The sequence below is a fragment of the Pseudomonas sp. WHRI 8519 genome, from assembly GCF_040224055.2.
GTDB classification, from domain to species: domain Bacteria; phylum Pseudomonadota; class Gammaproteobacteria; order Pseudomonadales; family Pseudomonadaceae; genus Aquipseudomonas; species Aquipseudomonas putida_X.
Window position 1 is genome coordinate 3,421,565 of the sequence record NZ_CP167996.1, and the last position, 13,847, is coordinate 3,435,411.

Consider the following 13,847-nt stretch of genomic DNA (forward strand, 5'->3'; position numbering starts at 1 on the left):
CGTTCTGGCCCTTGAGGATTGAGAATTGGATGAAGGTACCTAGACCTTCCAAGGACGTAAGCCAATCTGTCGCTCTAGATACTCCACAAAGACCCTAATGCGCGGACTTAAGTTGTTGCGATTGGCGTAAATGAGATAGATAGGCTGCACGACGTGTGATCGGAAGTCATCCAGCACGGGCACTAGACGTCCAGCCTTGATGTCGCCGCCGATATGGAAGTCTGCAAGACGTATGATCCCTCCGCCACTCAATGCCACCGAACGTAGCAAATCACCCTGGGTGAAGGTCGATCGGGGCTTGACCGGCACCACTATCGATTTGCCATCCACCTCGTAGCTCCATACGTTCCAAGGGCTGCTAAAGGTGAAATGAAAGCAGTCGTGTTTGAGCAGGTCTTCAGGAACCTCTGGAGTGCCTCTCCTAGACAGGTACTCAGGCGTTGCACAGGTAATCCAACTCGACTCCCCGATTCGCCGCGCCACGCGCGACGAGTCAGGCAGCACGCCACTGTGGATAGCGATATCTAAACCTTTTTCAAACTGATCGACGTACTGGGCGCCTACTTCAATCTCGACTGAAAGGTCGGGATGTGCCTCTAGGAAGTCCGGGAGCCACGGAAGGATCTGGTGCTTCGCAAAGGTTGCCATCGTGTGGATACGCAATGTTCCACTGATTTTTGCCGGAAAGAACTCCGCTAGCGAATCGGCCTCGGCCATCGCATCCATCACAGAGCGGGCACTGCTCAGATAGATCGCCCCCTCTTCGGTCAGGGTCAGGCTCCTGGTTCCGCGCTGAAACAATCGCACGGATAGTCGATTCTCCAGCCGAGTCACGAGCTTGCTGATGGCTGAAGGGGATAGGCCATGGGCCCTGGCCGCAGATGAGAAGCTGCCGTGCTCATGCGCCCAGAGGAACGCCAACATCTGCGAGTAATTTTCTTTGTCCACTGGGCGACCTCTGCAAGGTGAGTAGTCCACATGCTAGCGCAGCGTATCTTCCAAAAAAACAAGGCGCCCATCGGGCGCCCTGTTAATTAGCGGATGAACTTTTCGATGTAGTCATCCGGAAGCCCGATCGCCTTGTAATGGGCACGGGCCGATTCAAGCTTGGTGAAGACGTCCTCATACCCGACCGCATTACCCTGCGGGTCAACGTAGGTATAACCACCCTGAACATGGAACCAGGTGATCATTTCATCGACCCCTTCCGGTACGAACAGAGTGTGCGTCTCTCCCGGTGGCTCAAAGGCGAAGGAACCTTCCTCGGCGATCCAGTCATGCTCCAGGTAGTACCAGCGGCCCTTGAGAACCAGAGCGTGTACGCCCCCCGTGTGACGATGGCGAGACAGGACGCCCGAGCGGCGCACTCGCAGCAAGTTGACGTAGTAGCCGCCGCTCACGCTCAGCAGCAGAGGCTTGAATGACACGCTGTCGGTAACCGGCACCCACAGATTGTCGTCTGCAAGCCAGTCGGTCATGACGCCCAAATGCACCAGGTCAGGGGACATGAACGGCACTTGAGGAAGTTGGTAAGGAATTGGAAGCTGGTCGGGTTTATTCAGGCTAGTCATTTTTTTCTCCGGTCAAGGTCAACGCCATAACCAGCGGCGTAAACCAATGCTAGAGAAAGTATCTAAATGATGCTGTGCCGATAAGACCCCATCTGTTCACATCAGCTGTGCCTGGGAGTCAAAGCAGAGTGAGGGCCTGAGCACCCTCGCGGGCTTACTTGGTGCAAACGCACCACACATGGCCACATTCTGGGTAGAGGGGAAACAGCGGCAACCGTAACGGGGCGCAAGAAAAAAACCTCATAAGAACTGTCATATTCCTATGTAACAGAGCATTACAAGGTTGATCTTGTGTCGAAATGCATCGAAAAGCGAGGATTTGCTAGAAACAGGGTGCTGCGAAATCTCTTGCCAGCCCATAGGTCTAGTGGTAATAATTTCTACCACAAACCACCCTGCTGCGTCACTGAGGTATAAAAATGCATAACTCATGCCGTAACGTCCTTGCAGTCATTCTGACAGGCGCCTCCCTTTCAATCGTCGCTCCGGCATTCGCTCGCGACCTCACGATCGTGTCTTGGGGTGGTAATTTCCAAGATGCTCAGCGCGAAATTTTCTTTAAACCCTACAGCCAACAGATCGGCAAACCTGTTCTGGATCAGAGCTGGGACGGGGGCGTCGGGGTGCTGGAAGCCAAGGTGAAAGCCGGCGCTCCGAACTGGGATGTGGTCGAAGTCGAAGCAGAGGATCTGGCACTGGGCTGCGCAAGCGGACTCTACGAGAAGATCGACTGGGCCAAGGTTGGCGACAAGAAAGACTTCATCAATGAGGCCGTAAGTCCATGCGGTGTAGGCAACATCGTGTGGAACACGGGCCTTGCCTATGACGGTGACAAGCTGAAAAGCGCTCCCACTTCGTGGGCGGACTTCTTCAACACCCAGCAATTCCCAGGCAAGCGTGGTCTGCGTAAAGGGCCGAAATACGCGCTCGAATTCGCGCTCCTCGCTGACGGGGTGAAGTCCAATGAGGTCTACGACGTTCTGCGTACACCCGAAGGCGTAGACCGTGCCTTCAAAAAGCTCGACAGCATCAAGTCCAGCATCGTTTGGTGGGAAGCCGGCGCACAGCCACTGCAAATGCTGTCGGCTGGCGACGTCGTCATGAGTTCGGCCTACAACGGTCGCATCACTGGCTTCAACCGCAACGAGGGCAAGAACTTCAAATTTGTCTGGAACGGTAGTGTTGCTGCCATTGACTCCTGGACTGTGTTGAAAGGCTCGGAGAACAAAGCGGCGGCCATGGACTTCATTGCCTACAACAGCAAGCCAGAAAACCAGGCCAAGCTGCCGAAGTTCATTGCCTACGGTACTACCAACAAGAAAGCGAACGAGCTTGTCCCAGCGGAGCTTCGAGCTGACCTGCCAACCACCCCAGAGAACCAAGCACAATCCCTCCCGCTGGACGTGGATTTCTGGGTCGACAATATCGAACCCCTGACCGAACGCTTCAATGCATGGATTGCCCAGAAATAATAATTAGGGCTGCGCCCCATCAAGGGGCGCAAGTTCAGGCTTAACCAATAGTAATAATGGGCTGTGATTCATGCACTTTGCTCGATGGCGGAGTGCTGGTCTGCGGCAACGTATTCGCTCCTACATTGAGTAGAGGTTCATCGTGACCTGCTTAGTATCTTTTAAAAAAATACAAAAAACTTATGACGGTGAAAAACTCGTCGTAAAAGATCTAAACCTTGATATTGCCGAAGGCGAATTTGTCACACTTCTGGGCCCGTCCGGCTCCGGAAAAACAACGAGCCTGATGATGCTCGCAGGGTTTGAGCGGCCAACCCAGGGCGAGATCCTGCTCAAGAACCAGCCCCTCCATACCCAACCGCCCCACAAACGCAACATCGGCATGGTTTTCCAGAACTATGCCCTGTTCCCTCACATGACCGTTGAGCAGAACCTGGCCTTTCCACTGTCGGTTCGCAAGATCAATCGCATCGATGCTGCCCAGAAGGTTAAACGGGCGCTGGAGATGGTGAAGCTCCAAGACCTCGCTAAGCGTTACCCTGCGCAAATGTCAGGTGGCCAGCAGCAACGTGTGGCACTCGCACGCGCACTCGTTTTCCAGCCCAAGCTTGTTCTGATGGACGAGCCTTTGGGGGCACTGGACAAGCAGCTTCGTGAGCACATGCAACTGGAAATCAAACACCTGCACAAAGAGCTGGGTTTGACTGTGGTGTACGTGACACACGACCAGAGCGAAGCGCTGACAATGTCGGATCGGGTTGCCGTGTTTAACGACGGCATGATCCAGCAGATCGATAGCCCTGCCACGATCTACGAAGCACCGAACAAATCGTTCGTGGCGCGATTCATTGGTGAAAACAATGCCATCCCAGGCGTCATCACCAAGGTCGAAGGAGCGATCGGCGAGATCCAGCTCGCGGATGGAACCAAAGCCCACGCACAGCTGGTCGACCTCAACCAAGTAGGTGACAAAGTTTCGATGTGCATTCGCCCGGAGCGGATCAAGGTAGCCGATAGCGGCGGACAGATTCCGGCCAAAATTCGCGAGTACATCTACTTGGGCGATCACGTCCGCATGATCACCGAGGCAGCGGGCAATAAGGACTTCATGGTCAAGCTGCCGATCTCGCAGATGAACCCGGCCTGGACATCCGGCAGCCTGGTGACGCTCGATTGGGACATTGAGCACGCCCGCGCCCTTGATCCGGCTCTGTGAGGTGCGCCATGACTGACTCCCTCGTAATACCTAATCCCACTGAACAAGGTCGCGGCACCAGCCTGAAAGCTGGTTTGCGCCGCGCCGAACGCCTGTATAAGGCGAAGTCCCTGGCTCTGATCGCACCATTGTTCCTGTTCGTACTGACCTGCTTTGCCTTTCCTATTGGCACCATGTTGAGCCGCAGCGTCGACAACCCGGAAGTGCACACCGCACTCCCTCAGACATCGACTTTGCTGGCTAGCTGGAATGGCGCCGAGCTGCCACCTGAACCAGTCTACGCGGCCATCGTGGAAGACCTCCGCTCAGCAACGGAGTCGGGTTCGGCAGGGGCACTTGTGAAACGCCTGAGCTACGAAAATGCCACGCTGCGTTCGCTCCTCAATAAGACCATGCGTCAGTTGCCAGAAACTGAAGTGGCATCCAAGCAGCAAGCGCTGCGGGAGATCGATGCGGGATGGGGTGAAGTTTCGACCTGGAAAAGCATCAAGCAGGCCTCATCTGCAGTAACGAGCTACTACCTGCTCGCTGCGATGGATCGTCGCGTGGACGCCCAAACCGGCGAGATCGTCAAAGCCAGCCCGAACCAGGCAATTTATCTAGACATCTTCGTCCGGACATTCCAGATCGGTGGGATCGTCACGGCTCTCTGCATCGTCCTGGGCTTCCCTGTCGCCTACTGGTTGTCCACGCTCCCAGACCACCGCAGCAACCTGCTGATGATCATGGTGTTACTGCCATTCTGGACGTCGCTGATCGTCCGCACCGCATCCTGGATCGTGCTCCTTCAGTCCGATGGACTGATCAACCGCTCGCTTATGGCATTGGGCATCACGGACGCTCCGTTGCAACTGGTGTTCAATCGGATCGGTGTGGTTATCGCAATGACGCACGTATTGCTGCCATTCATGATCCTTCCGCTGTATAGCGTGATGAAAAGTATCTCTCCGAGCTATGTCCGCGCAGCCGTCTCGCTGGGCGCCCATCCGTTTGTTGCGTTTGTGAGGGTGTACATACCCCAAACTTTCGCAGGCCTCGCCGCCGGCGGCATCCTGACCTTCATCATGGCCATCGGTTACTACGTGACCCCAGCCTTGGTTGGCGGCGCTGCGGATCAAATGGTCAGTTACTTCGTCGCGTTCTACACCAACAAAACCGTGAACTGGGGAATGGCCTCGGCGTTGGGCGCACTGCTCCTGCTTGCCACGCTGATCCTCTACTTCGTTTACACCAAGCTGCTTGACTCTTCGGCCAGCAAGGCACGGTGACCCCTATGAACCTCTATGCAACTCCGTTAGAGAAAATCGTCCACCTCGGGCTGGTCGTGCTGTGCTGGGCGATTCTAGGATTTCTGGTGATACCGATCCTGGTAATCATCCCGCTGTCCTTCAACTCCACGTCGTTCCTGACATACCCAATGGATGGGTTCTCGCTGCGCTGGTATCAGGAACTCCTGTCGTCCCAAGACTGGATGCTGGCCTTCAAGAACAGCTTCATCATTGCGCCATTCGCCACGATCCTGTCGATGGTCTTCGGCACGCTCGCAGCGGTGGGCCTCTCCAGAGGCAACTTCCCGTTCAAGCGCATCATCATGGCGTTCATCATTTCGCCAATGATCGTGCCGACAATCATCGTTGCAGTTGGTTTCTACTTCTATTTTGCAAAGCTTCAGCTGCTGAATAGCTATGTCGGCCTGATCCTGGCTCATGCGATGCTGGGTGTGCCGTTCGTAGTCATCACCGTCTGTGCAACGCTGGAAGGCTTTAATGTCAACCTCAGCCGTGCTGCCGCCAGCCTCGGCGCTCCACCGCTGACTGTTTTCTTTAAAGTGGTACTACCCTTGATTGCTCCTGGTGTTATCTCGGGCGCCTTGTTTGCGTTCGCGACATCCTTCGATGAGGTGGTAGTTACCTTATTCCTGGCAAGCCCAACTCAAAAAACGCTTCCCATCCAGATGTTCTCCGGCATTCGCGAAAACATCAGCCCCAGTATTGCTGCAGTAGCGACCATCATGGTTGTGCTATCGGTGCTCATGCTTCTCACCATCGAGAAATTGCGCCGTCGGAGTGAAAAGCTGCGGCTTAAAACCGAGGTCGAATAACAAGAACAACCAAAGACCACTTTCATTCCGAATTAGTTTATTGAGCGAACCGCTCAAATATTAGATATGGAGTTTGTTATGTTTAATCTGGTCGGTGATGTTTCCAGTGCTGCCCGTATTTTGCCTGATCTCAACGGTGAAGCCCTGTTCATCTCCCACGGAAAGGGTGCGTATCTTTGGGACGACAAAGGTCGTAAATACATTGATACCGCACTCGGTTTCGGCGCCGTACTCGTGGGTCACGCTGTAGATGACATCAATAACGAGGTAGCTCAAGCGCTCGCCGGGTCTGCATCGCCTTCCTGGGCTCACATCCGCGAACACGGCGCAGCCTCAGCGCTCGCTGCCCATACCGGGAACCTGACCAAGGTTGTCTTCAACAACTCGGGTAGCGAAGCGGTACACCTGGCATGCCGCATTGCCCGCGCCTACACAGGCAAAGGCAAGATCGCCAAGATGGCGGCTGGCTTCGACGGCTGGCTCGACGACGTTGCGTTCGGCAACGTGTCCACGCACGAAGCAGCTTTCAAAGACGGTGAGCGTCCCAGCACCCCACGCACCACCTTGCTTCGCTTCAATGACTTCGATGACGTTGAGCGCCTCTTCCAGGAGGACAGTGACATCGCAGCGGTCATACTGGAGCCCATGCTGGCAAACGCTGGCTGCATCATGGCCGAGCCAGGCTACCTGCTGCATGTCCAGAACGTAGCTCGCAAATACGGCGCGTTGGTCATCAGTGATGAAGTCCTGATGGGCTTCCGTCGCCACGCCGGTCTCGCCTCTCACCTGGAAGGTCTCGACCCGGATCTGGCTTCGGTTGGCAAAGCAATCGGCAACGGCATCCCGGTTTCCGCTGTAGTTGGCAAACCAGAAGTGATGACGGTGGTTGAGGCTGGCCGTGCCGCACGTGGCGGTACCTTCAGCGGCAACCCCATGGCTTGCGCTGCTGTTACCAGCACCCTGGCTAAGCTCGACGCAGCAAATTACGAAGAGCTCACCGCTCGTGGCAACGAGCTGCGTGAGTCGATCGTTGAGATTTTCAACGGCGCGGGCATCACCATCACCACCAGCGGCTATGGAAATGTATTCGCCATCTGGCTGGGTGACGAAGACCCCCGAACCTACGAACAAGCAGCGAAGCTGGCCAATCCAAGTTTCACCAAGTCGTTACACCTTGCGCTTCGTGAAGCTGGCCTTTTGATCATGCCATCGCCCTATGGCCGTCTGTACATTTCCTTTGAGCACTCCCCGGAAGTGATCGAGGAGATGAAGGCATCGTTCAAGTATGCCGCAGCCAAGCTGGCCGGCGACTACGCGAAGTAATACTGCTGAAGGCCTGAGAGCTCTGCTCTTGGGCCACTCACTGTGATCTCAGCCGCAGTGAGTGCGCGCCCTAATAGACGGCTGCTTCCATTGGCGCCAGATCGCGCAACGCAGTTTGTGCCTGATCCAACCATCCAGTTCCTCAAGCGGCCGCGTGATCTGACTGAACTTGAAGTTGCCCGCCCAACCTCGTGGCACAGGGTCTATTCGCCCGATGGTATTTTCCTCTTGTGGCCCCGAGCTCTGCTCAGCAACTCCGTGAGCCGTTCGCGCAGGCGACCCAGACTCATCGTCGCCATCCGCGCCCTCGGCTGCTGATGCCAGCCCATTCCGTAACCCAGGTGGTTGCACTTCAAGGGCCCTTGCCACTCAACTCTTCTTTCGGTTAACCGCCGACTTCTCAAGCGTTGTCTCAGGAAGCGCTCGAGACTGGCCAGCGCCTGTTCGGCCAGACCGAGGACTGCACACATAGCTGTTCGCGTCATCCGCATAGTGTACGAAGAGATGGCCCCGGCCCTCTAGCTCGCAGTCAAATTCATCGAGCAGGACGTTAGACAGCAACGGCGATAGCCGCCCATCTTGCCGCGCCCACCCTGCCGTGGGCTGGCGACGCCACACTACATGGCCCGGCTTAAAGGTCACGACTGGGCAGTCTAAGCACACGCTTGTCTTCGATACGGCGTTCAACACAGGCCATCAGTATGTCGTGGTTTACCCGACCAAAAAACTCTCCACATCGATTTCCACACACCACCGGTACCCGGATGCCCCATGGGCACGGGCTATCTTGACGGCTTGATGGGCGCTTTGCTCGGGAGAGAACTCCAGGTGTAGTTTGAAAACAGTGGGTAGAAGTGGCGTGAGTTGCTGCAGCAAGGCTTGCTGGATCAGGTAATCCACGACACAGGGAATATCAGGCTGCCGGGTACCAACCCGTGGTTTGGGAATTTCAATCGAACGCACGGCCTGGGAATGGTAGTCACAGGCACGCAGCCGGGACTTGAGGATTGGCCAATACTGATTCACGTGGTTCGCTAAATCGGCGTCCGCCATGCCATCGTCACCCCGCGATCCCTTATCAATTACTAGAGAACTCTAACCTCCAAGTTACCGGTGAAGCCACCACAGCCAAGCTGAAAAGTGGCAATGCGCACGCACTATGGCTGGCGCACACAAAACAAGCCCGCGCACTAGCGCGGGCTTGTTCATCACCCTCAAAGGGCAGTGGTGGAGAGGTTTCGAGATCTAGTTTGAGACAGCTGAGGCTGCTTGATCTGCAGCCAAACACCAATGGCTACAACTATTGCAGTGAGTCCAAATGTCGCGATCAACTCAGAACGCTGCCCTGGGAAGGCCGCCATGACGCCGAAAATCGCCAGGATCAAAATGATGGTAAAGATTGTGAGGTAGGGGAACAGCCACATCTTCACCTCAAGTTTTTCGCCCGCAGCGATCAACTTTTTCCTCATCACCAGCTGAGTAAGCGCGATTACCAGGTACATGATCAAGGCAATAGCGCCGCTCGTAGCGAGCAGGAAAGTGAACACTTGCTTGGGCAGAGCGTAGTTGGCAGCAAGGGCGAGGCAGGCCGCAACGGTTGTCAGTCCAATCGCAGTAAATGGAACACCTTTGGGGCTGGTGACAGCAACGGATTGCGGGGCATCACCGCGCCGGGCCAACGAGTAGCACATACGTGAGGCGGTATAGATTGCGGAATTCAGACAACTGACCACCGCAACGAGCACCACGACGCTCATGATCTGCGAAGCCGCCGGTATGTTCATCGCCGCCAGCACTGCCTGGTACGAACCTTTTGCCAGATCAGGGCCGTTCCATGGCACAAGGCATACGACAACCGTGATGGAGCCCAGGTAGAACAGCGCCAATCTCCAGACAACCGAGCGGATGGCTCGCTTGATGTTTTTCTTTGGATTCTCGGACTCCGCCGCCGCAATGGTGACGACTTCACTGCCCATGAAGCTGAACATTGCCGTTAGCAGCGCTGCCACGATCGCAACGTACCCTTGAGGGGCGAACCCACCATTGGAGTAAAGGTTATGAATACCGCTGGTGGCGGAGCCTGGCAGCATGCCAAAGATTGCAAGCACGCCCAAGCCAATGAATGACATGATCGCAATGACCTTGACCAAGGCCAGCCAGTATTCGATTTCACCATAATTACCTACGCTCAAGCAGTTGCTAGCCACTAGCGCGAACGTAATTGCAAAGGCGGCGATCCAAGGTGAGATCCCGAGCCATCCGGCCAGGATTTCCCCTGCTACGATTGCTTCAATCGCGATGACCAGGACGTAGAACCACCAGTAGAGCCAGCCGATGGAAAAGCCGGCCCAGCGGCCCAGCCCTTGATCGGCATAGGACGAAAATGAACCTGTGTCCGGTCTGGCAGTTGCCATCTCACCGAGCATTTGCATCACCAGGACAACGAGCGTCGCTGCAAGAAGGTAAGACACAATTACCGCAGGGCCCGCAATTGCGATCGCGTTTGATGAGCCTACGAAAAGTCCAGCGCCAATCACGCCCGCGATGGATATCATGGCAACTTGTCGAGACTTCAGCCCGTGACCAAGTTGCCCGGCGGCTTGAGTGCCATTAGATACACCGTCCATCCGTTTCACCTCAATATTGGGATTATTTTTATAGTTTCAGACCGCGCAGCTGAGGGGCGTTAACTCATAACTACTAGGCATGGATTCCAACCATCTATCCATGCACATCAACCAGGCGAATCAGTGCCAGAGGATGTTTAGCCTTCCTTGAACCGAACCCGGCAAGTTTGGCCGAGCGTTCCCTTAGTAAGTTATCGATCAGATGCAAGGTCTGTTTTGTGTGCCAATGAATTGGCCTTCCCTATACATAAAGGGGCCGAAGTATTCGCTTCGCCCCCCTTCGCTCACTTTCCGTTACAGCGCAGGCGCGCCAAACGGTACGTCTTTCTTGCCGTACCGGCGGACGCGAATGTTGGCTTGCTCAGCATGGCCAACGAACCCTTCCATCAGGCACAGGCGGGAGCAGTACTCACCAATAAGCGCCGAAGCTTCGTCGGTAAGTACACGCTGATAAGTGCAGGTCTTGATGTACTTGCCGACCCACAGGCCGCCAGTGTAACGAGCTGCTTTATTGGTTGGCAGGGTATGGTTAGTACCAATTACCTTGTCGCCATATGAAACATTGGTGCGGGCGCCTACGAACAGAGCACCATAGTTTTCCAGGTTCTTGACGAAATAGTCGTCATCACGGGTCATGATCTGGACGTGTTCAGAAGCATACTCGTCCGAAAACTTGACCATTTCCTCATAGGACTCACAGAGGATGATTTCACCGAAGTTCTCCCATGCCTCCGAGGCAATGGCAGAGGTCGGCAGCAGCTCCAAAAGGCGTGCGATTTCCTTCAGGGTGTCCTCGGCCAGTTCGCGGGATGTCGTCAGCATGACGGCAGGAGAATCTTTGCCGTGTTCCGCTTGGCCCAGCAGGTCGGTCGCACATAGCTCACCGTCAACGCTGTCATCAGTAATCAGCAACGTTTCAGTCGGGCCGGCGAACAGGTCGATGCCCACACGACCGAACAATTGACGCTTGGCCTCAGCCACGTAGGCGTTGCCTGGGCCCACGATGATATCCACCGGGTCAATGTTTTGAGTGCCGATAGCCATTGCGCCTACAGCCTGGATGCCGCCAAGGCAGTAGATCGAGTCTGCACCTGCCAGATATTGGGCAGCCACGATGTATGGCGCCGGCTTACCTTGGAAGGGAGGAGCAGCAGTCGTGATGTTGCGAACGCCAGCCGACTTTGCGGTGACGATCGACATGTGAGCGGAGGCCAGCAGAGGATACTTGCCGCCAGGTACGTAGCAGCCGGCAGCGCTGACCGGAATGTGCTTGTGGCCCAGAACCACACCGGGAATTGTCTCAATTTCGCAATCAAGCATCGAGGCGCGTTGAGCATCAGCAAAGCGACGTACTTGAGCTTGAGCAAAGAGAATATCGTCGCGCTCTCGATCAGTCAGTTTGTTCATGCACTCCTGAATCTCCGCTGGGCTCAGTCGGTAATCAGTACGATCCCAGCCATCGAACTGCATCGACAGCTCGCGAACAGCGGCATCACCGCGCTTCTCAATATCCAGGAGAATGCGGGAGACGTCCGACTTTACCTTGTCATTGGCGGCTACTTGCTGTTCCGTAGGTTTCGCCTTTTTGATCCACTCAGCCATCACTTCACCTTTCTTGTAGGTAGCAGAACCCTTGCGTCGAACCTGATGGCGACGCTTGGTTACGCTTTAAATTTCTTGAGACAAACGCCTTATCGCATCGCTTTGGTTGACCAAACCAAAGAGAGCCGGTGACATATCGCTCGCTGGTACGGGCATGGAAACCGGCTCAACAGACAGTGCCGTGAAGCATCACAACCAGAGGTCATGATCTGCCTACCGATAAAATTACGGCCTGGCCTACTGCGTCACAATTTCTCAAGAGCACGAAATATGACGCAATATGACGCACAGTGAACGCTGACTGGACCAAAGCCAGTTAACTGGAGCCGTACACAGGCGTGGCGGATGCGGAGCTAGATCCGGGCAGAATCGATCAATGAATTGTCCGTATCGAGGTAAGTGATCACTTCGCGAGGAATGGAAGGGTCGGACGGGGACAGCACTGTCGCCCTTCTGATGTGTGACTTGCGGATCAGGCCTTTGCCGACATAGGCCATCGCGACCTTCGCCGCAACCGGTTGCCGCATCATCGTCGCCGCAACGCCACTTATCACGCCGAAGATGAATTTGTTGGAGTTGCGGCTCACGGAGGCCAGGTTGCTGAAGGTGAGCTCATTGCGCTGGATCGTTTCGAAATCGATGGCGAAGATTCGACCTGCCACAGGGAAGCACAAACCATGGTATTTGAAATGGTAATCCATCTTCCCCGTACCATCAGCGCTGGGGAACCTCTCTACGTAATAATGCATGAGGCTTCCCTCGTGCTCATAGATGCAGAAGATCGAGCGAACGATTTGCCCCGTGTAAATCGATGAGTAATGGTATCGCTCGTACACGCCCACGATACTGCTTGGGGGGGGGCTGGCGGCGCTAGTCACCTCGTTGATGAAACTGACCATTTTCGGCGCCTGGATCAAGCTGCGAAAAAGATGGAAATGGCTACCGTCAATGATCGTTCTGAAGTCAGCAGGCGCGGAAAACAAGACCTCGGTGGACAGGCCAAAATGATTGGCAATCGTCCTGAGATTCCCCTTGGAAGGGACGTGACTCCCTGCCAGGTACTTGTTGAACTGTTGCCGGTTGATGCCGACCTTCCTGCAAAATTCAGAGACCGACCCTCCCTGCTCACATAGCGTGTGGAGATTTTCAGCGAGGTTATTCGATGAGTCCATGGCGATTGTCTCAGGAGTGGCTACCCGCCGGTGAGCAGCGGGTTGGCGAGAGGTGTGTATCGCTTAGTGCGTCAGATTGAGAATCTACAGCATATATACGCGACGCACTAATGCCCCCTCCTGATCGGGGATGATGCAAAGGGCGCACTCCTGGGTTCCGGGAAGTGGTGTAAATCATCGTAGAGCCGAGATTGACCCTGCAAGGATTATTCCTTACCACTCATTCAACACATCCGGGAGAATGCTCATGCCTGCCATCCACGAAATCGCCGCATTGACCTCGAAGGGTCAAGTCACGCTGCCCAAATCCGTTCGCCAGCTTTTGGGCCTTGATACAGGCGGCAAGATCGCATTCGACGTGCGCGGGGTGACATCGTGGTCAGCCGCGTAGAAGCCATCCATGAAGACCCTGCTATCGGTGCGTTCCTAGGTTTGCTGGAGGCTGATATCCGAAGCGGACGCAACCTCACCACACTGCCGGAAGATTTGGCGCAAACCATGCTCGCCAACGCAAATTACTCCGTAAACCTGGACGAAGATATCGACGGTAAGGTCGCTATCTGATGCTGCGACATGGCTGTCGCTACGTAGCCACCCTGAACTTGCCGCGCCCTGGAACCTTGCAGTGAGTGCTCTGGGTAAATCGGCGTGTGCGGGAATAGCTCCTCCAGATACCCAGTGATCGCCGATGACTCGGACAACGCGAAATCACCTTAGTGGGCACTCCCTGCGTCAGCGAGAGACGGAAACATCAGGCCCGCGT

The 13,847-nt window shown here is 55.3% G+C and carries 12 protein-coding genes and 2 pseudogenes; 6 read left to right on the top strand and 8 right to left on the bottom strand.

From position 1 onward, the window contains the following. Window positions 1-39: 39 nt before the first annotated feature. Both ABRP30_RS15590 and ABRP30_RS15595 read right to left on the bottom strand, forming a co-directional pair. On the bottom strand, window positions 40-924 hold the full coding sequence (locus tag ABRP30_RS15590) for a LysR family transcriptional regulator (RefSeq protein ID WP_349975885.1): 885 nt from the start codon (window positions 922-924) through the stop codon (window positions 40-42). Between the two features lie 110 nt (window positions 925-1,034). Further along, on the bottom strand, window positions 1,035-1,571 hold the full coding sequence (locus ABRP30_RS15595; RefSeq protein WP_349975788.1) for a 2,4'-dihydroxyacetophenone dioxygenase family protein: 537 nt from the start codon (window positions 1,569-1,571) through the stop codon (window positions 1,035-1,037). A gap of 419 nt (window positions 1,572-1,990) precedes the next feature. On the opposite strand from ABRP30_RS15595, the gene ABRP30_RS15600 reads away from it, so the two are divergent. The 5 genes from ABRP30_RS15600 to ABRP30_RS15620 all read left to right on the top strand — a co-directional run bounded on the left by ABRP30_RS15600 (window position 1,991) and on the right by ABRP30_RS15620 (window position 7,683). Continuing rightward, window positions 1,991-3,043: an ABC transporter substrate-binding protein gene (locus ABRP30_RS15600; protein WP_349975787.1), complete on the top strand. Its 1,053-nt coding sequence runs from the start codon at window positions 1,991-1,993 to the stop codon at window positions 3,041-3,043. 142 nt (window positions 3,044-3,185) lie between these two features. Further along, complete coding sequence (locus tag ABRP30_RS15605; RefSeq protein WP_349975786.1) at window positions 3,186-4,259, top strand: ABC transporter ATP-binding protein; 1,074 nt, start codon at window positions 3,186-3,188, stop codon at window positions 4,257-4,259. A gap of 8 nt (window positions 4,260-4,267) precedes the next feature. After that, window positions 4,268-5,527, top strand: coding sequence for an ABC transporter permease (locus tag ABRP30_RS15610; RefSeq protein WP_349975785.1), 1,260 nt, complete (start codon window positions 4,268-4,270; stop codon window positions 5,525-5,527). 5 nt (window positions 5,528-5,532) lie between these two features. Beyond that, window positions 5,533-6,360: an ABC transporter permease gene (locus tag ABRP30_RS15615; protein WP_349975784.1), complete on the top strand. Its 828-nt coding sequence runs from the start codon at window positions 5,533-5,535 to the stop codon at window positions 6,358-6,360. Between the two features lie 78 nt (window positions 6,361-6,438). Next, window positions 6,439-7,683, top strand: a complete 1,245-nt coding sequence (locus ABRP30_RS15620) for an aminotransferase class III-fold pyridoxal phosphate-dependent enzyme (RefSeq protein WP_349975783.1) — start codon at window positions 6,439-6,441, stop codon at window positions 7,681-7,683. 48 nt (window positions 7,684-7,731) lie between these two features. Here the strand turns inward: ABRP30_RS15620 and ABRP30_RS15625 are convergent, their stop codons facing one another. The 5 genes from ABRP30_RS15625 to ABRP30_RS15645 all read right to left on the bottom strand — a co-directional run bounded on the left by ABRP30_RS15625 (window position 7,732) and on the right by ABRP30_RS15645 (window position 13,084). Further along, entirely contained in the window at window positions 7,732-8,052 is a 321-nt protein-coding gene (locus ABRP30_RS15625; RefSeq protein ID WP_372490321.1) for a group II intron maturase-specific domain-containing protein, read from the bottom strand. 342 nt (window positions 8,053-8,394) lie between these two features. Then, entirely contained in the window at window positions 8,395-8,736 is a 342-nt protein-coding gene (locus ABRP30_RS15630) for a hypothetical protein (protein WP_349975782.1), read from the bottom strand. Window positions 8,737-8,897: 161 nt separating this feature from the next. Continuing rightward, window positions 8,898-10,310, bottom strand: a complete 1,413-nt coding sequence (locus ABRP30_RS15635; RefSeq protein WP_349975781.1) for an amino acid permease — start codon at window positions 10,308-10,310, stop codon at window positions 8,898-8,900. A 294-nt stretch (window positions 10,311-10,604) separates the two neighbouring features. Further along, a complete protein-coding gene (hisD, locus tag ABRP30_RS15640) occupies window positions 10,605-11,912 on the bottom strand; it encodes a histidinol dehydrogenase (protein WP_349975780.1) in 1,308 nt (435 codons plus the stop codon). Window positions 11,913-12,265: 353 nt separating this feature from the next. Next, window positions 12,266-13,084: a helix-turn-helix transcriptional regulator gene (locus ABRP30_RS15645; protein WP_349975779.1), complete on the bottom strand. Its 819-nt coding sequence runs from the start codon at window positions 13,082-13,084 to the stop codon at window positions 12,266-12,268. Between the two features lie 247 nt (window positions 13,085-13,331). Here ABRP30_RS15645 and ABRP30_RS15650 point away from each other — a divergent pair. Further along, window positions 13,332-13,648, top strand: a pseudogene (locus ABRP30_RS15650) (type II toxin-antitoxin system PrlF family antitoxin). 15 nt (window positions 13,649-13,663) lie between these two features. On the opposite strand, the pseudogene ABRP30_RS15655 reads toward ABRP30_RS15650, so the two are convergent. Next, window positions 13,664-13,797 (bottom strand): annotated as a pseudogene (locus tag ABRP30_RS15655) (glutathione S-transferase); the annotation flags it as partial. Window positions 13,798-13,847: the final 50 nt, after the last annotated feature.

Bases quoted from the DNA above. Each gene is read 5' to 3' on its own strand.
- ABRP30_RS15590 (WP_349975885.1), bottom strand. From the start codon at position 924: ATGTTGGCGTTCCTCTGGGCGCATGAGCACGGCAGCTTCTCATCTGCG.
- ABRP30_RS15595 (WP_349975788.1), bottom strand. From the start codon at position 1,571: ATGACTAGCCTGAATAAACCCGACCAGCTTCCAATTCCTTACCAACTT.
- ABRP30_RS15600 (WP_349975787.1), top strand. From the start codon at position 1,991: ATGCATAACTCATGCCGTAACGTCCTTGCAGTCATTCTGACAGGCGCC.
- ABRP30_RS15610 (WP_349975785.1), top strand. From the start codon at position 4,268: ATGACTGACTCCCTCGTAATACCTAATCCCACTGAACAAGGTCGCGGC.
- ABRP30_RS15615 (WP_349975784.1), top strand. From the start codon at position 5,533: ATGAACCTCTATGCAACTCCGTTAGAGAAAATCGTCCACCTCGGGCTG.
- ABRP30_RS15620 (WP_349975783.1), top strand. From the start codon at position 6,439: ATGTTTAATCTGGTCGGTGATGTTTCCAGTGCTGCCCGTATTTTGCCT.
- ABRP30_RS15630 (WP_349975782.1), bottom strand. From the start codon at position 8,736: ATGGCGGACGCCGATTTAGCGAACCACGTGAATCAGTATTGGCCAATC.
- ABRP30_RS15635 (WP_349975781.1), bottom strand. From the start codon at position 10,310: ATGGACGGTGTATCTAATGGCACTCAAGCCGCCGGGCAACTTGGTCAC.
- hisD (WP_349975780.1), bottom strand. From the start codon at position 11,912: ATGGCTGAGTGGATCAAAAAGGCGAAACCTACGGAACAGCAAGTAGCC.
- ABRP30_RS15645 (WP_349975779.1), bottom strand. From the start codon at position 13,084: ATGGACTCATCGAATAACCTCGCTGAAAATCTCCACACGCTATGTGAG.